Source organism: Pseudoalteromonas sp. SG44-17 (genome assembly GCF_014164235.1).
In the GTDB taxonomy this organism is placed as follows: Bacteria; Pseudomonadota; Gammaproteobacteria; order Enterobacterales; family Alteromonadaceae; genus Pseudoalteromonas; species Pseudoalteromonas rhizosphaerae.
Genome location: NZ_JACJEV010000016.1, coordinates 1 through 21383 on the forward strand (window position 1 = coordinate 1; position 21383 = coordinate 21383).

Annotated in this window: 19 protein-coding genes and 1 riboswitch; of the genes, 8 read left to right on the forward strand and 11 right to left on the reverse strand. The window is 41.0% G+C overall.

What is annotated here, in order from left to right; translation table 11 throughout:
- Positions 1-119: 119 nt before the first annotated feature.
- From H5182_RS12385 to H5182_RS12410, 6 genes are all read right to left on the reverse strand, one after another.
- Positions 120-1352, reverse strand: coding sequence for a cysteine desulfurase-like protein (locus H5182_RS12385; protein WP_182732361.1), 1233 nt, complete (start codon positions 1350-1352; stop codon positions 120-122).
- A 9-nt stretch (positions 1353-1361) separates the two neighbouring features.
- The gene (locus H5182_RS12390) at positions 1362-1994 is read right to left on the reverse strand and encodes a 2OG-Fe dioxygenase family protein (protein WP_145238003.1); all 633 of its coding nucleotides are present in this window, start codon (positions 1992-1994) and stop codon (positions 1362-1364) included.
- 389 nt (positions 1995-2383) lie between these two features.
- On the reverse strand, positions 2384-4981 hold the full coding sequence (gene acnB / locus H5182_RS12395; protein ID WP_149980473.1) for a bifunctional aconitate hydratase 2/2-methylisocitrate dehydratase: 2598 nt from the start codon (positions 4979-4981) through the stop codon (positions 2384-2386).
- 277 nt (positions 4982-5258) lie between these two features.
- The gene (locus tag H5182_RS12400; protein ID WP_145237997.1) at positions 5259-6323 is read right to left on the reverse strand and encodes an OmpA family protein; all 1065 of its coding nucleotides are present in this window, start codon (positions 6321-6323) and stop codon (positions 5259-5261) included.
- Positions 6324-6790: 467 nt separating this feature from the next.
- On the reverse strand, positions 6791-8206 hold the full coding sequence (locus H5182_RS12405; protein ID WP_182735694.1) for a YdiU family protein: 1416 nt from the start codon (positions 8204-8206) through the stop codon (positions 6791-6793).
- Positions 8207-8214: 8 nt separating this feature from the next.
- Positions 8215-8916, reverse strand: coding sequence for a DNA-3-methyladenine glycosylase I (locus tag H5182_RS12410; RefSeq protein WP_182732357.1), 702 nt, complete (start codon positions 8914-8916; stop codon positions 8215-8217).
- Between the two features lie 190 nt (positions 8917-9106).
- A riboswitch (Lysine riboswitch) is annotated at positions 9107-9300 on the forward strand.
- A gap of 132 nt (positions 9301-9432) precedes the next feature.
- Here H5182_RS12410 and dapA point away from each other — a divergent pair.
- The 5 genes from dapA to H5182_RS12435 all read left to right on the forward strand — a co-directional run bounded on the left by dapA (position 9433) and on the right by H5182_RS12435 (position 14736).
- Positions 9433-10317: a 4-hydroxy-tetrahydrodipicolinate synthase gene (gene dapA, locus H5182_RS12415; RefSeq protein WP_145237988.1), complete on the forward strand. Its 885-nt coding sequence runs from the start codon at positions 9433-9435 to the stop codon at positions 10315-10317.
- Positions 10318-10332: 15 nt separating this feature from the next.
- Complete coding sequence (locus tag H5182_RS12420; protein WP_182735693.1) at positions 10333-11073, forward strand: 2,3,4,5-tetrahydropyridine-2,6-dicarboxylate N-succinyltransferase; 741 nt, start codon at positions 10333-10335, stop codon at positions 11071-11073.
- The gene (locus H5182_RS12425) at positions 11073-12278 is read left to right on the forward strand and encodes a PLP-dependent decarboxylase (RefSeq protein ID WP_182732355.1); all 1206 of its coding nucleotides are present in this window, start codon (positions 11073-11075) and stop codon (positions 12276-12278) included. The genes H5182_RS12420 and H5182_RS12425 overlap by 1 nt, the downstream gene beginning before the upstream one ends.
- A 5-nt stretch (positions 12279-12283) precedes the next feature.
- Positions 12284-13405: a succinylglutamate desuccinylase/aspartoacylase family protein gene (locus tag H5182_RS12430; RefSeq protein WP_182718986.1), complete on the forward strand. Its 1122-nt coding sequence runs from the start codon at positions 12284-12286 to the stop codon at positions 13403-13405.
- Between the two features lie 290 nt (positions 13406-13695).
- Positions 13696-14736: a phospholipase A gene (locus H5182_RS12435; RefSeq protein ID WP_182732353.1), complete on the forward strand. Its 1041-nt coding sequence runs from the start codon at positions 13696-13698 to the stop codon at positions 14734-14736.
- A gap of 54 nt (positions 14737-14790) precedes the next feature.
- Here H5182_RS12435 and H5182_RS12440 read toward each other — a convergent pair whose 3' ends face one another.
- Positions 14791-15684 (reverse strand): bifunctional GNAT family N-acetyltransferase/hotdog fold thioesterase, encoded by an 894-nt coding sequence (locus H5182_RS12440; protein WP_182760116.1) that lies wholly within the window; start codon positions 15682-15684, stop codon positions 14791-14793.
- A 217-nt stretch (positions 15685-15901) separates the two neighbouring features.
- Between H5182_RS12440 and H5182_RS12445 the strand changes: the two genes are divergently transcribed.
- The gene (locus tag H5182_RS12445; protein ID WP_182732351.1) at positions 15902-16591 is read left to right on the forward strand and encodes a spermidine synthase; all 690 of its coding nucleotides are present in this window, start codon (positions 15902-15904) and stop codon (positions 16589-16591) included.
- A gap of 13 nt (positions 16592-16604) precedes the next feature.
- On the opposite strand, the gene dtd is transcribed toward H5182_RS12445, so the two are convergent.
- Genes dtd through H5182_RS12460 form a run of 3 tightly spaced genes read right to left on the reverse strand, consistent with a single transcriptional unit; the run spans position 16605 to position 18909 of the window.
- Entirely contained in the window at positions 16605-17042 is a 438-nt protein-coding gene (gene dtd, locus H5182_RS12450; RefSeq protein ID WP_182732350.1) for a D-aminoacyl-tRNA deacylase, read from the reverse strand.
- Positions 17030-17983 (reverse strand): alpha/beta fold hydrolase, encoded by a 954-nt coding sequence (locus H5182_RS12455; protein ID WP_182760117.1) that lies wholly within the window; start codon positions 17981-17983, stop codon positions 17030-17032. The genes dtd and H5182_RS12455 overlap by 13 nt, the downstream gene beginning before the upstream one ends.
- A 32-nt stretch (positions 17984-18015) precedes the next feature.
- Entirely contained in the window at positions 18016-18909 is an 894-nt protein-coding gene (locus H5182_RS12460; RefSeq protein WP_182735690.1) for a virulence factor BrkB family protein, read from the reverse strand.
- An 88-nt stretch (positions 18910-18997) separates the two neighbouring features.
- On the opposite strand from H5182_RS12460, the gene H5182_RS12465 reads away from it, so the two are divergent.
- A complete protein-coding gene (locus H5182_RS12465) occupies positions 18998-19654 on the forward strand; it encodes a DUF2959 domain-containing protein (RefSeq protein ID WP_145237960.1) in 657 nt (218 codons plus the stop codon).
- A gap of 178 nt (positions 19655-19832) precedes the next feature.
- Positions 19833-20924, forward strand: coding sequence for an MBL fold metallo-hydrolase (locus tag H5182_RS12470; protein ID WP_182735689.1), 1092 nt, complete (start codon positions 19833-19835; stop codon positions 20922-20924).
- On the opposite strand, the gene H5182_RS12475 is transcribed toward H5182_RS12470, so the two are convergent.
- Positions 20919-21194: a hypothetical protein gene (locus H5182_RS12475; RefSeq protein WP_145237954.1), complete on the reverse strand. Its 276-nt coding sequence runs from the start codon at positions 21192-21194 to the stop codon at positions 20919-20921. The two genes, H5182_RS12470 and H5182_RS12475, sit on opposite strands and share 6 nt — an antisense overlap.
- Positions 21195-21383 lie beyond the last annotated feature (189 nt).

The following is a 21383-nucleotide window of genomic DNA, read 5'->3' on the forward strand; positions in this document are numbered from 1 at the left end:
GGTAGGCTGTAAGCGGTAAGCGGTAAGCGGTAAGCCAAAAATCTACTCAATTCAGATTTTATGTAAAGGCTTACCAAGCGCTCTGGTCGCTTAAAACTTACAGCTTATGCCTTATAGCTCTAAAGTAATTGATCAAACAAATCAAATAACTTATCTAGCTCTTCGATGGTGTTGTAGTGCATGCAACCAATGCGTACAACGCCGCCAGTATCCAATACACCCAATTGCTTGCATAAGCCCTGAGCGTAGAAGTTACCATCCCACACACATATATGTTGCTTACCTAAAAACTCAGACACCTGACGTGGCTCAAGCCCTGCAAAGGTTAAAGCAAAAGTTGGGGTACGTTCAGCTAAACGATCTAAATCATCAATACCAAATAGTTTGATCTTAGGATAGTTAACTAGTCGAGTAAGGAAGTACTCACTTAACGCCATTTCATGCTGTTTAGTTTTTGCAAAAGCAGAAGCTAATTTATCGCGGCGTGAATAGCTACCATCAAGCTCACTAATATCTGCAATGTAGTCAACAGCAGCAATTAAACCTGCGAGTGCTTCAAAGCTTTGCGTGCCGGTTTCCCAGCGCCCAGGAATAACATCTTTGGCAGGCTCGACTTTGTATGGTCTAAACTCTTCAAGGTGCTCACGCTTAGCGTACACCATACCTAAATGTGGGCCGAAAAACTTATACGCAGAGCAGGCCAAAAAATCACAATCAAGTGCTTGAACATCAATCAGCTCATGTGGCGCATAATGCACAGCATCCACATACACCAAAGCACCTACGCTATGAGCCATTTCAACAATACGTTTAATGTCGTTTATAGAGCCGGTAGTGTTTGATGCATAAGTAACGGCTACTAATTTGGTTTTAGTACTCAGTAAGCTTGTAAAATGCGCTAAATCTAAGCTGCAATCAGCTTCGTTAATCAATACAGTATTAACCTTTGCGCCTTTATCTTCTGCAGCCTGCTGCCAAGAGGATACATTTGAGAAGTGATCTGCATTGGTCACGATAATCTCATCACCCGCTTGCCAATCACGAGAAATCGCACGGCTAAAGCTAAAAGTAAGGCTAGTCATATTCGCACCGAATACAATTTGATCGCGCGATGGGGAATTAAGTAAATCAGCAGCCGCTTGGCGCGCATCAGCCATTAACTCAACGGTTTTTTCACTCGAAAAAAATGCACCGCCTAAATTCGAGTTGTAATAACCTAAATAAGCCGACATTGCACTCAAAACAGGCTGTGGTACTTGTGAGCCACCCGGGCCATCTAAAAATATTGGTGACTTACCAGCTACTTGCTGCATTAGGGCCGGAAATTGGCGGCGTAATTGTGTTAAGTTCATTGCTATTCCTTAAGCTGTCAGTACGAAGCAGTCAAGATAACCCGCTTTTGTGTCATCAATCTTATTCATCGGCGTGGCGTTATGCCAAACTTCACGGTCATTAATTAATGCAAACATACCGTCTTTAATTTCCATTTTAAAACAAGGCTCAGCTTGCTTATTTTCATACACCAACAACTCACCACCTTCTAAGTTTTCGTGCGATACACCACAAATACAAACGTGATCAAAGCCATCTTGGTGAATACCTTCTGGCGCAGGTGGCGTATCACTTTCAATAGCAAGCATACGAAATTGATGAATTTCAATATCACGCTCTTCGCTAATACCGGTAATGGCACGAAACTCATTGACGATACTTTTCATCCCTTCGCTTGCCAATAAACTCGGCTCTAAATTTTCGTAAGTGCGCTCAACATTACCTTGGAAAGTATTGATTGAATCATCTTGTACAAATGCTTTTGTGGCTTGTAAAACAAGTTCATCATTTTGCACTTTAATTACTGAATAGCGGCGTTTACGAAACGCACCGTCGGCATACGGGTTAGCCGGAAGATTAGCAAACGATGGCTTAACAGCCTCAATATGAGCTTGGTTTACAAAGCGAAGTTGTAATAGGTTCTGGTTGTTTAATGCTGTCATAAAAATCTCGCCTAAAAATAAGAGGATTAACTCATAAATAATGAAGGGATTTTAATGCAAATAGAGGGGATTTTTTGCGTCTTTACTTGATTAAAGTAAGGTTAAAGTAGAATTTTAAGATCTAAAATATCATCATAATGAAATTTTAATCTAACAACAAAATGACCAATGGAATTTCTATTTATAAACATCAATAACAAAAACACTTAAAGAGTCCAACTAACCTCATATTTATTTTTCAATCTTCAACTACAAGTTCAACTTAGTCGCAGGCTGGTAAGGTAGGTTGTAGCGCCACATTCTTAATGCTCAACTAAATACGAATAATATTTCAGCATCCCTAATAAAAAAGCCTGCTAAGCAGGCTGTCATATACAAACGAGTTAAAATTAAACAGCTTGTTGAATAATCACGTTGTCTGCTTTTTTAGTGTAAGCAGGCATGCGATGGAAGTTCAAGTAACGGTATGTATCTGATGCTGTTGCATTGATCTTCGCAGCATATTCTTGATACTCAGCAGATGTTGGTAATCTACCTAAAATTGCAGCGATTGCAGCAAGTTCAGATGAAGCTAAAAATACGTTTGCACCATTACCTAAACGGTTCGGGAAGTTACGTGTAGAGGTAGACACAACTGTTGCTTGATCTGCAACACGTGCTTGGTTACCCATACATAGTGAACAACCTGGAGTTTCGATACGTGCGCCAACACGACCAAAAATACCGTAATAACCTTCTTCTGTAAGTTGGTCTTTATCCATCTTAGTTGGTGGAGCAACCCAAAGCTGAGTCGGTAATTGACCTTTAAAGCCATCAAGCAACTTACCAGCAGCACGGAAGTGACCAATATTAGTCATACAAGAGCCGATGAATACTTCATCAATTTTCTCGCCTGCAACATCAGAAAGAAGACGCGCATCATCTGGATCATTTGGTGCACAAAGAACTGGCTCTTTAATTTCGGCTAAATCGATATCAACTATATGAGCGTACTCAGCGTCTTTATCAGCTTCCATAAGTTCTGGGTTAGCTAACCACTCTTGCATTGCCGTAACACGACGTTCAATCGTACGTACATCACCGTAACCTTCAGAGATCATCCACTTCAGCATAACAATGTTTGATTCTAGGTATTCAGAAATAGATTCTTTAGATAACTTAACAGTACAACCTGCCGCCGAACGCTCTGCAGATGCATCAGATAATTCAAATGCTTGCTCAACAGTTAGGTGCTCAACGCCTTCAATTTCTAGTACTCGACCAGAGAATTCGTTAATTTTTCCTTTTTTCTCAACGGTTAATAAGCCTTGCTTAATACCGTAGTAAGGGATTGCATGTACTAGGTCACGTAATGTGATACCAGGCTGCATTTCGCCTTTAAAACGGACTAAAATTGATTCAGGCATATCAAGTGGCATTACACCAGTTGCTGCTGCGAATGCTACTGCACCCGACCCCGCTGGGAATGAAATGCCTAATGGGAAACGTGTATGTGAATCACCACCAGTACCGACGGTATCTGGTAATAACATACGGTTTAACCATGAGTGGATAATACCGTCACCTGGGCGAAGTGAAACACCGCCACGGTTCATGATGAAATCAGGAAGCGTATGGTGAGTATTTACATCAATAGGTTTAGGGTAAGCTGATGTATGACAGAAAGACTGCATTGTTAAATCTGCAGAGAAACCTAAACACGCTAAATCTTTAAGTTCATCACGCGTCATAGGACCGGTTGTATCTTGCGAACCAACAGTAGTCATTTTAGGCTCACAGTATTGACCAGGGCGAATACCTGCAACGTTACATGCTTTACCAACCATTTTTTGCGCTAGTGTGAAGCCTTTATCAGAAACTTCTGTTGCTGTTGGTACTTTAAATACATCAGTTGCACCCAAGCCAAGAGATGTACGCGCTTTGTCAGTTAAACCACGACCAATGATTAGTGGGATACGACCACCAGCACGAACTTCATCTAAAATTACCTCAGATTTAAGTTCAAAAGTAGAAATAATTTCATCAGTACCGTGACGCTTAACAACACCTTCGTAAGGGAAGATATCGATTTGCTCACCCATGTTAAGTTCATCAACATTTAATTCGATTGGTAATGCGCCTGAATCTTCCATTGTGTTGAAGAAGATTGGCGCAATTTTATTACCTAAACATACACCGCCAACACGCTTGTTTGGTACAAACGGGATATCATCGCCCATAAACCAAAGTACAGAGTTAGTTGCTGACTTACGAGAAGAGCCAGTACCAACAACATCACCTACGTAGGCAAGTGGTAAGCCTTTCGTTTTTAATTCTTCAAGTTGTGTAATTGGGCCAACTTCACCAGCTTTATCAGGTGTAATACCGTCACGCTCAATTTTTAGCATTGCTAAAGCATGCAATGGAATATCAGGACGTGACCATGCGTCTGGCGCTGGTGATAAATCATCAGTATTTGTTTCGCCAGTTACTTTGAATACCGTAACTGAGATTTTTTCAGCAACCGCAGGTTTATTGGTAAACCATTCTGCAGCAGCCCAAGATTCAATAATTTGCTTAGCGTATTCATTACCCGCTTTTGCTTTTTCTTCAACGTCATAAAATGCATCAAACATTAATAACGTATTTGCAAGACCTTTAACAACGATTGGCGCAAGCGCTTCTTCGTCAAGTAGCTCAATCATGGGGGCGATGTTGTAACCGCCAAGCATTGTGCCTAATAGTTCAGCTGCTTTTTCTTTTGAAATTAGTGGTGAAGTTGCCTCACCTTTAGCAACTGCGGCTAAAAAACCAGCTTTGATGTAAGCTGCGTCATCCACACCTGGCGGCACGCGATTTACTAATAAGTCTAAAATAAACTCTTCTTCACCTGCAGGTGGTGTTTTAACTAGCTCGATAAGATCAGCCGTTTGCTGAGCATCCAATGGCGCTGGTACGATACCTAACGCGGCACGTTCTTCTACGTGTTTACGATAATCTTCTAGCACAATATTGCCCTCTTGGTGACGTGAAAGTATTCAGTAATACGCGTTCTCGCGAAAAATTACTCAATACTTATAGTATTCTGACGATTAATTATAAAGCTTTTAAATATAGATGAAAGTCCATGCAATCAAGCAAAATTTTATACTCACTATAAATACTATGAATAGTCAAAAAGGAAAACACCATTCACATGAATGTTAATTAACTGCGAATCATTACTATTTTATTAGGCATAAAAAAACCCAGCATATTGCCGGGTTTTTAATAAATCAAATGCTATTAACGCTCAACTTTCACGCGTTCAATTGACTTAATGTGTGCTTCTACACGACGGTTTTCCGCGTGTGCAGCAGGTGTGTTGTCTGTATTTTTAAGACGCTCTTCGCCTAGACCAACAGTAGTAATACGATCTGCAGCAATGCCATCAGCAATTAGCTTAGCAGCAACTGCATCAGCACGCTTTTTAGATAACCACTTGTTGTAATCTGCTTTACCAACAGCAGAAGAATGACCTTCAAGTAATACTGTTGTATCTGTGTGCTCTTTTAAGAAGCCTGCAACTTTTTCAATACCGCTGTCATATTTGCCAGCAACAACCGACGCATTGTTAGGGAATGTTACTAACAAGCTCTTAGTTACTTCACGGTCTTCATATAGAGTACAACCTGTTCCATCAACAGCATCTGTCATTGGTGTGTTTGCACATTGGTCATCTGCATCAGGGATGTTATCACCATCGCTATCAACAGGAGCAACCGCTACAGGTACTACTGTAGCTGGAGCTGGAGCAGCTTTAACTGGCTCAGCTGCTGAACTTTGCTTACCAAATAAATAGCTAAGGCCAAGTTTAGCACCTACATCTGTGTAACCACGGTCAAGGCCTTGGTAAATAGATGTTTCAGCATTAAATGCGAAATTATCAGTGAAATAATGTTGGTAACCAGCACCCACATTAGCAAAAGTTAGGTTTTCTGTAATATCGATTTGTTTAAGACCGAAAATACCATAGAAAGGGCCGCCGTTGATGTGATAAAGACCATCAATACCTAAACGATCGCCGTCCATGCTTGTTGCGTTCATAGCAGGATTTACATTTGAAATGTCAAAATCCATATCAGCATATTCTAAGCGCGCGCTCCAGTAATCGTTAAAACGATAACCAATTTCCGCACCCCAACCAGTTGAATCATCAACGTTAGTACCTGCGCTACCACGGACATTTTCCCATGAAGCATCGTAATAATCGCCAAAAGCACCGATAAAGAAACCTTCTTTTTCAGCCGCGAAGCTTGAAGCGCTAGTTGCAGCTAGTGCTAAAGCAATAGTAAGTGATTTTAATTTCATTGTTTCCTTCCCATTTTCACAATTAAAATTGTAGCTAAGAAACCCTAGCTCAATAAGTTTGATTACAGAGTACCGTATCTTTAGTTAATCATTACTTAACAAAAACGTTTAAATGCATATATTTTGCAATTTAAATATTTATTAGAATAAAGCGCTCTACATTATAGTTCAGATAAAAGACTTTACCTAACTTACACATACATCGATTGTCAGCATTGTAATTGCTATCACTACTATTTCAGAAACAACGTTTCCAATATATTTGGCTTTAAAAATTTAAATGCTGAAGTTAATGGGTGCATTATATTGGTTAATTTTAAATCAACAAGTAGCTAAGCATATTTATTTCTTATAATTATTAATAAATAACAGCTTTTAACTAAAGATCTGGATGAATAAGTAGCATCAATTCGTTCGTATCCGTTCAATTTACGAACAGCGACAAATAACAATAATTGATGCTGTTATTATGTACCACAAAATGTTTGGTAATTAGTGTCCATATCGACAGGCGGTGAGTACCAAAATGCAGGGCTTGCCAACAATTGGTAAGGCGACCTCAAGGCCGTTAAATATTCATCTAACATGCTGCTTTCACCAGTACTTTCATACTGCTGTATTATGCTTTCAACGATATGATTACGCGGGATCAAGCGTGGGTTGGCTTGGCGCATCAGCTGATAGCTTTGCGTATTTGTTCTGGCTAACCACTTAATAGACCAACCAGCCAAGTCACTCGGAATAGCAGTCTGACCTTGCAGTGATTCTGTTAATGAGTCAAAAGTATTGGTGTAATCAAGCTGATGAGTTTTCAGTAAAGTTAATAACTCGGATACTAATTCAGCATCACCATCTTGATGACCATCAAAGCCCAACTTTTTCGCCCACATCTGTGTAAAAGCTTGATGAAACTGCTCAGCAAAACCATTTATTAATGGGCTTAGTAGCTCAACAGCCTGCTCTTCGTCATCGCTAATTAAAGGAATTAAACTTTCAGCTAAACGTGCACAATTCCAATTAGCAATATTAGGTTGATTGCCAAAAGCATAGCGGCCTTGGCGATCAATAGAACTAAATACAGTATCAAAATCAAACTGATTCATCATTGCACAAGGGCCATAATCGATGGTCTCACCACTGACGAGCGTATTATCAGTATTCATTACTCCATGAATAAAACCAACGCGCATCCAGCTAACAATCAGGCTAACTTGCTTTTCAATCACCGCACTTAAAAATGCCAAATAACGCGCAGAGCCCGTAGACTTTATCTCAGGATAATGACGCTCAATAGCTAAATCAGCTAAATTTTTTAAACCAGCAACATCACCTTGCGCAGCTAAATACTGAAACGAACCGACACGTATATGACTACTAGCAACGCGGGTAACAATGGCTCCTTGTTGTGGTGGTTGACGGTAAACTGTTTCACCACTGGCAACAACTGCCAAACAACGTGTCGTCGGTATGCCAAGCCCGTGCATTGCCTCACTCATTATATATTCACGTACCGCAGGACCGATTGCGCAACGGCCATCACCTCCACGTGAAAATGGCGTAGCACCAGAACCTTTGAGTTGAATGTCCCAAAGCTGTTGCTGCTGATCAGTGACAGCCCCTAATAAATGTGCTCGCCCATCACCTAAACGCGGTGAAAAATGTCCAAATTGATGCCCTGAGTAACCTAATGCCACAGCAGCAACATCGCTGTTATTAAGATTACCAGAAAAAATTACCGCACGTTCTGATGTGGCAACCTCAATATTAAGCTGCCTAGCTAACGTATCGTTCCACAGCAGTAAGTTTGGAGCAATAACAGCACTTGGCTGATCAGCCACAGCAAAATCATCAGCAATCTGGGTGTAACGAGCAACTAATTTCATAGTATTCCTTAGGCTTGGGTTGTTTGTATGCCAACGCGATTATCGCCCACGCTGTATGCAACTAACAAACTGAGCTCTTGAAGGCTTAATCCGCTTTGTTGCTGCAATTCATTAAAAAAATGTTGAGCGCTGGTAAGTGACTTTTTAGTTTGTAAACCGCCATCAATTATCTTATGAGCACGGAGATAACTTTCTACATCACGCGAGAATAAAAAAGTGTCTTTCCCTAAGGTTCGCAATGCATAAGGGCCGGTGTTACCACCTAAACGCGCCCCATGCTTTTTTAAATACCCCCACAAACCAATAATATCGTCGCTCGGCCAATCTGCAATAAACTGACTAAAACTGCCATGTTCACTTGCCACTTCATGGATCATATACGCATTTTCTGGGATCGTTTGCACTTTTTTAAAGTTACGAACGATTCGCTCATCGGTGGCTTTTTGCTCAAGCATATCTGGCGGCATCATTAATAATTTAGCCACACTAAAATCCCAAAATACTTCCCGAAAACCTGGCCATTTATTGTTGATCACTGACCAATAAAAACCACTTTGAAAAATTTTGCGGGTAAACTCTTCAAGCCATGCATCATCAGGTAAAGCAGTTAATTGCTTTGCATTTTGAGGGGCAACAAGTAAGTGCTGTAACATTACTTCGCTACCTTTTCGCTGTGCCGCTCGTTGATATATATCTTGAAATTTTTCCATTACTCACTACCACTGCTTGTTATTACGCTTACTGTAACGCTATTTACGTTGTAAAAAAATGTCAGGAGCACATTGCAGCTAAAAATAAACTTAAAAATATCCAGCCTTGACACCTAGACGGCTAAAATGCTTTAATCTTCCGTATTACCCCTATTAAAGGTGTGAGTTTTAAACGATAAAACTTGCACCATGGGCTAGAAGAGGTGCGTTATTCAGGTAACGTATGTGAGGAGCACACACTCCAGTGATCATACGTGAGGGGAATTAACGCCGAGAAGTAACACTTTTTGTGAAGTTTTACTTCGGGCGACTGGGTTGAATCCCAGCGACTGTCACCAATAACAGCTTGGCTGTTAAAATATTTGGTGGAGAGCTTCTGGTCTTAGCGTAATAAGGCCATAGCGCCCTATTATATTAAGCCCATTCGCTCTTCGAATTATTAGTTCGAACGACGTTAATGTGGCTCCAATCATAAAAGCTTATTAACTCCTCGAATCACTTATAAGTTCGTGAGAGATGATCAATAACTTCAATTTAAATGACTACCCTTTGTGGACGGCACTCGTCACGCCATTTACTGACGCTGGTGAAGTCGACTATGCCACTCTTGATCAGTTAGTTGCACAGCAGCAAGTGGCTAACAATGGTATTTTATTACTTGGTAGCACTGGCGAAGGCCTCGCACTAACACTCAAAGAGCAACAAGCGATTGTTGAACACGTGTGCCAATTAACGCCAACAGTACCACTGATGGTTGCAGTAGGCGGTATAAACCTAAAGCAACAAATTGCCTGGGTTGAATACTGTAATCAGTTACCCATTCATAGCTATTTACTGGGCACTCCCCTATACGCTAAGCCCGGCGTGGTAGGCCAAACACATTGGTTTGAAAGCTTACTTAATACCAGTAAACATCCTTGCATGCTTTATAACGTACCAGGACGCAGTGCTGTTGATATTCCATCGGCCGTAATTAGCAACTTGAAAGACCATAAAAACTTGTGGGCACTCAAAGAAGCCAGTGGCGACATTGCTAAATTTGAAGGTTTTAGAAAAGTCGCACCTAATTTAGCTATTTTTAGCGGTGACGATGCACTGATGCCTTACTTTGCCCAGGCTGGCGCAAAAGGTTTAGTCTCTGTGGCTGCTAATGCATGGCCTGTGCAAACCCATGAGTTTGTAAAACGAAGTCTCAGCGGTCAACACCCCAATTTATTTGCCGACTGGTCACAAGCCATTCAAAGCTTGTTTGCTGTCGCAAACCCTATCCCCGTCAAAGTATTGATGCATTTACAAGGGCGAATTAACAGCCCGTACTTACGTCCACCTTTGACGCATCTTGAGTTAACGCAAACTGATTGTATTAACAACGCAAACAACACCATTTTATCTTGGCATTAAATACAGGTTTTTATAATGAGCTGGTTAGAACTACTAAATAATTTAGAATCGGGCGCAGTGCGCGCAGCAACACAAGACGACAACGGCCAATGGCATGCTAACGTTGCAGTAAAACAAGGTATTTTAGAAGCGTTTAAAAATGGCACTAATACCGAATTTCCAGGTGGCTTTGTTGATAAACACAATTTAGCACCACAAGGTTTTGCAGCCGATGCAGGAGTGCGTATGGTACCTGGTGGCTCAAGCGTTCGCCGTGGCGCACACGTTGCTAAGGGCACGATTATTATGCCACCAGCATATGTAAACATTGGTGCGTTTATCGACGAAGGCACTATGGTTGATAGCCATGCGTTAGTGGGGTCGTGTGCGCAAGTAGGTAAAAATGTACATTTAAGCGCTGCAGTACAACTAGGCGGTGTACTTGAACCTATTGGTGCAAGCCCGGTGGTGGTAGAAGACGATGCATTCATCGGTGCAGGTTGCGTGATTGTTGAAGGCGTAGTAGTGAAAAAAGGCGCGGTGCTCGCACCAGGTGTACGCTTATCAGCAACTATTCCAGTTTATGACTGTGTTAATGAGCGCCAGCTGGCTAAAGGCGAGCCTATTCCTGAATACGCAATTGTTATTCCAGGCTCTCGTCCAGCTTCTAATACTTGGGCCCGCGAGCAAGGATTAAGTATGTCGTGTGCATTAATTGTAAAATACCGTGATGAACAAAGTGATGCATCATTGCTGCTTGAAGAGGTTTTACGTTAATGAGCTTTTTGAGCACGCCAGTTAAAACCGCCATTGATGAGCTATCAACTACGCTTGATACACCATTTTTTATTTACGACCTTGATACATTAAACGCACACTTAACGCGATTAGTGGCGCAAACTGAGGTAAAACTGTGGTATGCCGTAAAAGCTAATCCATTATCTAAAGTCATTCAAAGCTTAGATAACGTGGGTTTTAACTTTGATGTAGCAAGTAAAGGCGAACTTGAGCAAGTTCTGGCACAAGGTATTAACAGCGAGCGCGTGCTCAATACAGGGCCTGCCAAAAGCCCAAAACAAATTAAACACTTTATTGCGCGCGGCGTACGTACCTTTGTTGCCGAAAGCCTTAATCAAGTACGCTGGCTTAACGAGCAAGCAAGCTTACAAAACTGCCAGTTACAGGTATTACTGCGAGTGCAATTACGCTGGCCTGAAGGAGAAAAAAACCCACTTGGTGGCGATAGCCTTACTCCATTTGGTTTAGGTTGCGATGAATGGCAAGCGCTAAATACTAGCGACTACCCAGCGCTTAGCTTTGATGGCCTGCATATTTTTCAATGGGGCAACATGCTCAGCAGCGACAAGCTAGCTGAACTTTGGTCACAAATGATTGCACCGCTAACAAAGCTTGCCAACGACTTAGGTATTCACTTAAAAGTACTCGACTTAGGCGGTGGTTTAGGTATTCCTTACACTCTTGATGCACCAACCTTAAGTTGGGATGCGCTCATTGATGCATTAGCTGACATTAAGAATGCCGCAGGCGTACAAGAACTCTGGATGGAGCTTGGCCGTTATGCTGTGGGCGAATGCGGTCATTACGCAACACCTGTCGTTGAGCGAAAACTTAACTATGCCCAACAACAAGTGATCTTAAGCGGCGGTATTAATCATTTATTGCGCCCTGCAGTCACCAGCCAAGATTTCCCGGCACGATTATTACGAGACTCAACTGCTGCATACCAAACTATGAGCTTATATGGGCCATTATGTACAGCACTTGATTGCTTAGGTGAACACCAATTACCTAGTGATTTAAATGAACAAGACTGGCTGGTCTTTAGCCAATGTGGCGCGTACGGCTTTACCGAAAGTATGCCGTATTTTTTATGTCATGAGCTAGCCGCTGAATACACATTACAAAATGGCGAGCTTAACTGTATTCGCACAGCTGAAGATGCCAGCTACTACTTAAGGTAATTGAGATGAGTACGACTAAAGCTATAAGCCAAGAAAACATAGTAGTTGGTGAAGTTGCCAACGGCCTACCGCTCACAATTCCTGTCTATCGTTTAAAAGGCGATGGCACTGGGCCAAGTGTGTATGTGCAAGCTAATATGCACGGTGCAGAAGTACAAGGCAATGCGGTTATTTACCAATTACTTGAGCAGCTTAAGCATCTTGAACTCAAAGGCGATATCACCCTGGTGCCTTACGCGAACCCAATTGGTTGCAATCAAAAATCGGGCGAATTCACCCTTGGTCGTTTTGATCCAATCACCGGCACCAACTGGAACCGCATGTATCACTGCAATAGTAAGCTCGCGAGCCAATTTGCTGAGCAATATAGTGATGCCGATGAGCAAACCTTAAAAAGTGAGTTTAAAGCCGCACTGATTGATGAAGTAGACCAACAACTAAGCGGTCCAGCTTATCGCCTAACTACAGGCAAACGCATTGCACTTAACTTGCAAAAGTTGGCACACCAAGCTGATATCGTGCTCGACTTACACACAGGCCCCATTTCGAGTCAGCATTTATATTGCCCAGATTATGCCAAGGCCAGTGCCAACTACTTTAATATTCCTCATGTATTAATCATCCCTAATGATTTTGCAGGAGCAATGGATGAAGCAAGTTTTTGCCCATGGTGGCAATTAACCGAGGCATTAGCTCAACAAGGGCGTGAATTTAATGTTCAAGTTGAAGCTTTTACGGTCGAACTCGGCAGCCAAGAAAAAATCGATTTAACTGCGGCCCTTGATGATGCTAATAGTATTTTAAGTTACCTAAATCATAAGCAGGTATTCGTTGATGCCCCCTATCAGCCAAAAGTAATGAAGCGCTACGGCTGTGATTTAAATGATTACCTTGCTTACTATGCACCTATGGGCGGCATGGTTGAGTATATAGCGCCACTTGGCGGCCATATCAAAGCTGGCGAGCCGATTGCTAGAGTATTGCGAATGGAGCGCTACCTCGCAGAGCAACCATTACAAACCCTAACACTTGATTGTGACGCCATCGCGATTTTGCATTTTGCTTCAGCAAGCGTAAACCAAGGCACCGAACTATATAAATTCTTTACTAACGTATTTGAGCTTTAATTTTTATATCAAGCTCAACCCTTCTCATTGCGTGAGAGCACGACTATCCAATTGGAAAAAGTGCATTGAACAAGCGGCTTCGGCCGCTTTTTCTTTGTATTTATGGGCAAAAAGCGCCACAATCAACTAAGTTCAGTAACAATTCACTGATATTCAGTTAAAGTCTGCACTGAATAAAATATAATGAAAATCTATTTTCAGCTATTTTCTTGCACTGAAAATCACTCCATTATCATTTACTAATAACATACAACAGCTACTCTCTATTTGGCTTTATCAAAGGAAGAATAATGACTTGGCGCTACGGGTTCCTACTGACGACACTGCTTTCATGCACCGCATTTGCACAATCAGAACAAGCTGAAAAAACAAATGAACAAGACAATGATCTTGAGCTAGTAAAGCAATGTATTTTAAATGAAGCCATTGGCGGCAAAGCCGAAATGACACTAGCGCAATTACGTGAAAAATGTAGTTCTCTCGATGAAAGTAAGCAGATCACCGTACTAGATAAACGCAAAGCCCGTGAACAGGTCAGTGAAAAAAACCGAAATGTGATCACTCCACATAAACGTAATTATATATTACCGCTGTCGTATGTATCCAACCCAAATGCCAGACCTTTTGACAATCTTAATGACCTATCAGAAAACAACGAAGGCGAAACACTTGATAACTTAGAAATAAAATATCAGTTATCAATCAAAGTACCGTTATACAATGATTTTGCAGATAAAGACCAAGCTGTTTACTTTGGTTTTACACTGCAATCATTTTGGCAGTTTTATAACGACGATATTTCATCACCATTTCGTGAAACTAATTACGAACCCGAGATCTTTTGGGTTAATTATCTAGACCCCGAGCATGTTCTTTGGGGAGATGAAATGGCGATTGCGGTTGGTTTCGTGCATCAATCGAATGGCCGTAGCCAGCCTCACTCTCGTTCTTGGAATCGTATTTATGCCAATTTCGTTTGGGAAAATGATGGCTTTGTATTTAGTTTTAAACCTTGGTACCGCATCCCAGAAGATAGAAAAGAAGATCCTATGCAGGCTAAAGGCGACGATAACCCAGATATCTATAAATACATGGGTTACTTTGAATTTTCTGGCGCGTATAGACTAGATGATCATGAATTTAGCTTTATGACCCGCAATAATTTAAATTCAGATAACCGCGGTGCAATTCAACTGGATTGGTCATTTCCGTTATGGGGCCGACTACGAGGCTATGCCCAATACTTTAACGGTTACGGTGAAAGCTTAATAGATTATAACGCAGATATAGAACGTATTGGTGTGGGTATATTGTTAACTGATTTACTATAAAAGTTAAGGCCAAGCAATTGCTTGGCCTTATTTTTTGTTTGCTCTGAATTCTAACTACTTAATAATTTTAAATGTACCTTCAAACTCAGCAACCAGTAACTCACCATCGTAGATTTCCACTGGCACTACATAGCTCGCTTTGCCTTCTGACTCTAACTCGGCTAATTTACCTTTACAACCGCTTAAATCAACGCTGCCACGAGGGTCGTTATTAAGCGGTTTTAAATATTTAATATTAGCATCGGCTAACACTATATTACCTTCAAACCCGGCTTCTTTGAGTGCTAAATAAGTTGCGCCCCAGCCGGTTAACGTCGCTAAACTATAAATAGAGCCAGCAAACATAGTGTTATGCAAGTTTAAGTTCGCATTTAGATCTGCACTGGTGGTAAATTGCCAATCAGTGTAACTTTCAACTTTAATGCCCATAGCATCGCTGATCGGAATAGATTCGCGCCATGTATTTTGCAGAATTTGGGTCCAATTAGGATGACGGAACCAGCCTGGCTCAGACGGTTTTTGTTTCACCATTTTCCAGTGTTGTACATCATCGTAAGCTAAGTGAGCCTTTTCTTTTAATTCATAACCATGGCGCTTATAAAATTCTAATGCCCGTTCACGAGCGAATAAAACTAACTCATCGGCGTCTTGAGTCCAGGCTATTTTCTCAAGCTCATGCAATAAACGACTACCGATGTGTTGATTACGGTTACCTTCCGCAACCGCCATATAACGGACTTGCGCTTGTTGTTGATTATTAAAATGCAGTCGTGCAACACCTAACACTGCCCCCTCTTTATTTTTAATAAAGCGATGCTCAGCATCTTGCTCTAAATCATCCTGCTCAGAACCACGCGGTTCATTCCAAGGTGCGCGCAATACTTGCCAACGTAATTGATAATACGCTTGCCAATCTTCGCTACTTTGTGGTGTTGTCACCTGAAACATAATCACTCCTGTTGCTACCAAGGCCGCAAACGCTTGTTAATTCAAGATGCGTTTATCTAACTAAAAATGCGGTCAGTTATTATTTGCAAACTACCATACTCCATCTGATAAAAACTTGGAATACGACTTTGGTGAGCAACGCAAAATAACTGCTTTACCTGTAAAACTTGATAGACATATTGGCACTTTAGATTGACTCGTCTATGCTGATGTAACTATGGAACATTTTTTTGAAGACAACGGGGCAGTAAAGCACAGCTTTATCGAAGATTGTCACCGTATCGGGCAACTACTCTATTGGCACAAATATGGCGCCGATTGCATTCAGGTACGCCAACATAAGCAGTTACGTTGGTTATTGATCAACGAAACACTACAGTCAGTGGTCGAGAAAAGCAGCCCAAGCCATTTGCTGTTTCCACATTTACAATATTTAGCGCAATTATGGCAACCACTCTCAGCGCCAAACGCCGTACTTGAACTGGGCTTAGGTGGCGGTGCTATCCGCAATTACTTACAACACACCTACCCTGATAGTCAGCTACTCTCTGTAGAGAAAAATCCGAATATCATTCATTGCTATAAGCGTTTTTTTGGTGGTGAGCATGCATCGAATTTACGCTGTTTTGATGCTGAAGCTGTATTAGAGCATGGCCCACAATACGATTGGATCATTCTTGACCTATTTAGCCAATTAGATGCGCCGTTATTTTTATACAAACACCGCTTTTACGAAAAACTGCGCTGTGCTTTAACTAAAAATGGCTATTTGTTTATTAATTTTTTATCTCAGCATGATTCACAATTAAAGCAGTTAGAACATTTACTGATCACCACTTTTGGTAAAATACCTAGCATCGAAAAAATTCCAGGTTATGCCAACAACATCGTGGTGATCAGAAAATAACTGCTAGCCTTAACTACACTGTTAAATTAAATGTCACCGGCCCATCATTACATAAACTTACTTGCATATCCGCAGCAAATTGTCCTGTTGCTACGCTTAAACCCATAACTCGAGCTTGGCTAACAAAGTATTCGTATAGCTCATTAGCCTGTGCAGGTGTGGCTGCTGATGAAAAGCTTGGGCGCATGCCTTTTTTAGTATCTGCCGCCAGAGTAAATTGCGATACCACCAATAACTCACCTTGAATATCTTGCAGGCTTAAATTCATTTTGTCGTTTTCATCGCTAAATACGCGGTAATTACTAACTTTATGTAGCAGCTTATCAGTGCTTTGTTGATCATCATGCTTTTCAACCCCAAGCAACAATAAAAGCCCCTGCTCAATTTGACCAATTACCTGACCATCCACTTCAACTTTTGCGTGTTTTACGCGCTGAATTAATCCTTGCATCTATTCCTCGATAATTTGATACACATAAGATCGGCTGCACGCCGCACTGCCGCTAAATATACATTACTATCAACACCATGCCCAACACCATCTAAAATAAGTAACTGTGCGTTGAGTTGCTCAGCTAAATGCTGTACGGCATTAAAACGACACACTAAATCATGCCTGCCATGAATAAACCAAGTAGGAATTTTACTAATTTTTTTATAGTGTTCACCAATGAAGTTATCAGTAATAAAACACTGAGCAGTAAAGTAATGGACCATTAAACGCGCCATATTAAGCCCCAACTGTGGTGAACTTAACCCCCATTGATGTTGCTGTTTACCATGGCTTAATACGTTTTCCCATTGGCACCATAATTTAGCAAAGTGATTTGCATTAATTTGATTATCATCATTTAATTGCCGCCGATAAAACGCAAAAATGCTGGCAACATCAGGTAAATCCTGAGAAAAACGCGCATATAATTCAGGATAAAAATGTGCAGCAGCACCATGACGACTATATAGCCACTGAAAATCGGCTGAAGTAGCCAAAAACGTGCCTCGTAAAATTAACCCATGTACATGTTGAGTGTATTCAATGGCATACAGCAAACACAGAGTTGCTCCCCACGAACCACCGCTTAACACCCACTTTTCTAGTCCTAAGTAAGTGCGTAAATAATCAAGGTCAGCGACCAGTTCTGAGGTTGTATTAGCGCTTGTTAGATGAGGAGTTGATTGCCCGCAGCCGCGTTGGCTATATAAAATAATACGATAACGGGTAGGATCAAAGAAACGGCAATTATCAGCATGCAAACCCACGCCGGGCCCGCCATGGCAAATTACCACCGGCAGGCCAGCTGGATCACCGTACTCTTGTACATGAATTTGGTGCCCACTTCCCACACTCAAATGAAAATCATGGTATGGGGTAATATTTGGATATAACTGCATAATGCCGACTCTCCTATCAGCGATGCAGTGAATTACTTATTAGCATCGCCCTCATCAAGGATAATATCAGATGTACCTTCGATATTTTTAGGGCCAATACATACTGTAAACTCTGCACCGAGTAACACAACCACCCACGACAAATACACCCACACAAATAAAATTGGAATAGTTGCCACCGCACCATAAATCACTTCGTATGAAGGAAAGTGACTGATATAAAGCGCAAAACCTTTTTTAGTTAATTCAAACAACAAGGCTGCAAATAAAGCACCTGGTACTGCAGCTTTAAAAGATACGCGAGTATTAGGCACTAAAGTATAGAGCATAATAAAGCCAGCCATAGAAATTAAATAAGGCAGTAATTTTAATAAAAAGCCACTAAAGCCCGGAATCCCCTGATCGGCAAATGATACTAACGACACAATATATGAAGTAACCCCAATACTTGCGCCTAATAACAATGGCCCTAAACTCAACACCATCCAATATACCGCGAAAGAAATCATCATTGGTCGCTTGGTTTTAATCCGCCAAATTCGATTCAGCGTCGCATCAACATTACGGATCAGTAGCAATGCTATCGCTGCAAGAAAACCAATACCTACAGCAGTCATTTGATTCGCATTACCTGCAAAAGACGTTATATGCTCTTTAATTACATCTGATGAGGTAGGCACAAAGTTAGTAAATAAAAAGTTTTCAATAGCAATACGGGTATCTTCAAAGCCAGGAAAAGCCGAGAAAATAGCCACGCCAACTGCAATTAAAGGAACCAATGAAAGTAAGGTTACATAGGCTAAATAACCAGCATTTACAGTAATTTGGTCGTCAATGCAGCGATTAATATACTGCATCCACCACGTTGGCTGCTGACGTATAAGTACCCTCAACTGCTGTTTATAATGTGCGACCTTTTCATTCATAAAGTTAACTTTCTGCTAAAATAGTTTTGATTATCATAGCAATCCACCACATAATTTACAGCACTAACGGATTTAAAAAGGGATCTCGATGAAAAAACTGACTTTACTCAGCGCACCAATATTGGCCTTATCATTGGCTTTATCTGGCTGCCAATCTGCATATTACTCGGCTATGGAATCAGTTGGTGTGCATAAGCGTGACATTTTAGTGGACCGCGTAGAAGCAACTAAAGAGTCTCAAGAAGAGTCTCAAGAGGAATTCCAATCTGCACTTGAACGTTTAACAACATTGATTAACTTTGATGGTGGAGATGTACAAGCAGCCTATGACCAACTCAATGATGACTACGAATCTAGCCTTGCGGCTGCTAATGACGTTACAAATAACATCAACAAAGTTGAAGATGTAGCTGAAGCATTGTTTGAAGAATGGAGCGATGAATTAGAACAATATTCTAACGCTTCACTTAAACGTGAAAGTAATAAAAAGCTCACCGCAACCAAACGTGACTTTGATAAACTGTTACGCTCTATGCGTAATGCTGAAAGCAAGATGGAGCCGGTACTGTCATCACTGCATGACAATGTTTTATACTTGAAGCATAACCTTAATGCACAAGCTGTATCAGCCATTCAAGGTGAATTCACTAATCTTAAGCGCGATATAAAAGTGTTAATGGATGACATGAACAAGTCGATTGCTGATTCAAATAAATTTATTGAGCAAATGAGTAAAGCAGGCTAAATCAGCCTGTGAGTTTGCCTGTCACTTATCAAGAGCGCTAGTTTGCTAGTCGCAGAGTAATCAAAGCCTACATTTATGTAGGCTTTTTTGTTGTTATATCTTGTTACTTTTTAAGTGTTATTTCATCTGCTATTTTTGCTACACTTTTACCTAATTAAAATTATAAAAACATTAAACAATGAAAATACGTGCAGCTAGTTTAATTATCGCATCAAGTTTATTAGCTGCGTGTAGCACTGCCAATAATGTGCAAAGAATTGCAGGCGCTGATACTGTTGTGCCACTTCATCAAGAGGGTGAGCAGGCTGGGCGCTACCACAACCTCTATCCAGGGAAAAAAAACTATCCGATTAGCTGCGAAAGCGATTGTTACCCAAGTAATGCTAACTTGGTATGTGAAACTCCGGGTGAAAACTGCCTCTATCAAGGCGCGCAACTAGCACCACAACTAAATACCGGCTACACAGTACGCTGGCTCGGTCACGCCGGGTTTATGATCAACACTCCTAACGGCCAGCAAGTTGTATTTGACCCAGTAAAAGAGCAATTTGACTCCCCTGTTGATTTAGCTTTTCGGCTGGCATCTGGGTTTTATCGTAAACCTGGCGATTGGCTTAGCGAAAGCGAACTTAACAATCTAGACGCAGTAATTTATTCTCATATCCATTACGATCACTTCAATAAAGCAGACATTGAAAGCATAGGTAATAAACCTCGCTACTTAACACCACTTGGTATGGCAGATAACTTTCCTACCGGTGGTTTTAATATTAGCGAAATGGCGTGGTATGCAAAAACTAAAATTGATGATTTAACCATTCATGCGCTACCTGCGCATCATTTTAGCAGTCGTGTGTTAGTGCCCTTTATTTACGAAGATAACGATAAAGATTTATGGAATGGCTGGTTACTTGAGCAAAATGGCAGCACTTTATTTTTTGCAGGCGACACAGGCTATTCAAAACACTTTAACGATATACAGAAAAAATATGGCGCTATCGATGTGTGCTTAATGCCAATCGCCTCGTACTACCATGAAGAAAACGGTAACTGGTATCGTTATGTACATACTACTCCTGAGGATGCCTTAACAGCCGCACAGGAGCTTAACTGTAAAGTTATGATACCTTGGGGCTATGGCAACTCAAGTTGGAAGATGGGCGATCACAGCAGCCATTCTGCATTGCTGCGCTTATTGCATATGTATGATGAAATGAAGTCACAAATCCCGCTGTATATTTTAAATGAAGGGCAAAGTGTCGCACTATAAAACGACACTTGGATACTGATACGATTGCTCTTCAGTCTTGCATTCATCATCACCGAGGGAGCGATTTATTGGCCCAAGTAACATACTAAAAAAACCATTAATTATATTCGCTGTTTGGTGTGTCTCTGAGCTATCAAGCGAGTGGTTCTGCACTTGCCGTTGCTGACTTTGTGCACTACCAACAACAAAGTCACAACCCGAGCTCATTACTTGCGACGAAGTACAGCCAGATAACAACATAGCCACAATCAACAACAATACGTTAGCCACAATTATTCCTTTTATATTAATTCTAGTAGTGCCATTACTTTACCTGTTAACTGAGCGAGAAAATGTAAAAAACTGTATTCACTTACGATCCATTACTATCACTAATTTTATACCTGAACATTCTGTCTGTTGTTTTCAATTTTTGTTTCAGTCACTATTGAACCACAAACAAAATAAGAAACTTTGAGA

Coding starts and splice junctions, on each gene's coding strand:
- H5182_RS12385 (WP_182732361.1), bottom strand. CDS start 1,352: ATGAACTTAACACAATTACGCCGCCAATTTCCGGCCCTAATGCAGCAA.
- H5182_RS12390 (WP_145238003.1), bottom strand. CDS start 1,994: ATGACAGCATTAAACAACCAGAACCTATTACAACTTCGCTTTGTAAAC.
- H5182_RS12400 (WP_145237997.1), bottom strand. CDS start 6,323: ATGAAATTAAAATCACTTACTATTGCTTTAGCACTAGCTGCAACTAGC.
- H5182_RS12405 (WP_182735694.1), bottom strand. CDS start 8,206: ATGAAATTAGTTGCTCGTTACACCCAGATTGCTGATGATTTTGCTGTG.
- H5182_RS12410 (WP_182732357.1), bottom strand. CDS start 8,916: ATGGAAAAATTTCAAGATATATATCAACGAGCGGCACAGCGAAAAGGT.
- dapA (WP_145237988.1), top strand. CDS start 9,433: ATGATCAATAACTTCAATTTAAATGACTACCCTTTGTGGACGGCACTC.
- H5182_RS12420 (WP_182735693.1), top strand. CDS start 10,333: ATGAGCTGGTTAGAACTACTAAATAATTTAGAATCGGGCGCAGTGCGC.
- H5182_RS12425 (WP_182732355.1), top strand. CDS start 11,073: ATGAGCTTTTTGAGCACGCCAGTTAAAACCGCCATTGATGAGCTATCA.
- H5182_RS12430 (WP_182718986.1), top strand. CDS start 12,284: ATGAGTACGACTAAAGCTATAAGCCAAGAAAACATAGTAGTTGGTGAA.
- H5182_RS12435 (WP_182732353.1), top strand. CDS start 13,696: ATGACTTGGCGCTACGGGTTCCTACTGACGACACTGCTTTCATGCACC.
- H5182_RS12440 (WP_182760116.1), bottom strand. CDS start 15,684: ATGTTTCAGGTGACAACACCACAAAGTAGCGAAGATTGGCAAGCGTAT.
- H5182_RS12445 (WP_182732351.1), top strand. CDS start 15,902: ATGGAACATTTTTTTGAAGACAACGGGGCAGTAAAGCACAGCTTTATC.
- dtd (WP_182732350.1), bottom strand. CDS start 17,042: ATGCAAGGATTAATTCAGCGCGTAAAACACGCAAAAGTTGAAGTGGAT.
- H5182_RS12455 (WP_182760117.1), bottom strand. CDS start 17,983: ATGCAGTTATATCCAAATATTACCCCATACCATGATTTTCATTTGAGT.
- H5182_RS12460 (WP_182735690.1), bottom strand. CDS start 18,909: ATGAATGAAAAGGTCGCACATTATAAACAGCAGTTGAGGGTACTTATA.
- H5182_RS12465 (WP_145237960.1), top strand. CDS start 18,998: ATGAAAAAACTGACTTTACTCAGCGCACCAATATTGGCCTTATCATTG.
- H5182_RS12470 (WP_182735689.1), top strand. CDS start 19,833: ATGAAAATACGTGCAGCTAGTTTAATTATCGCATCAAGTTTATTAGCT.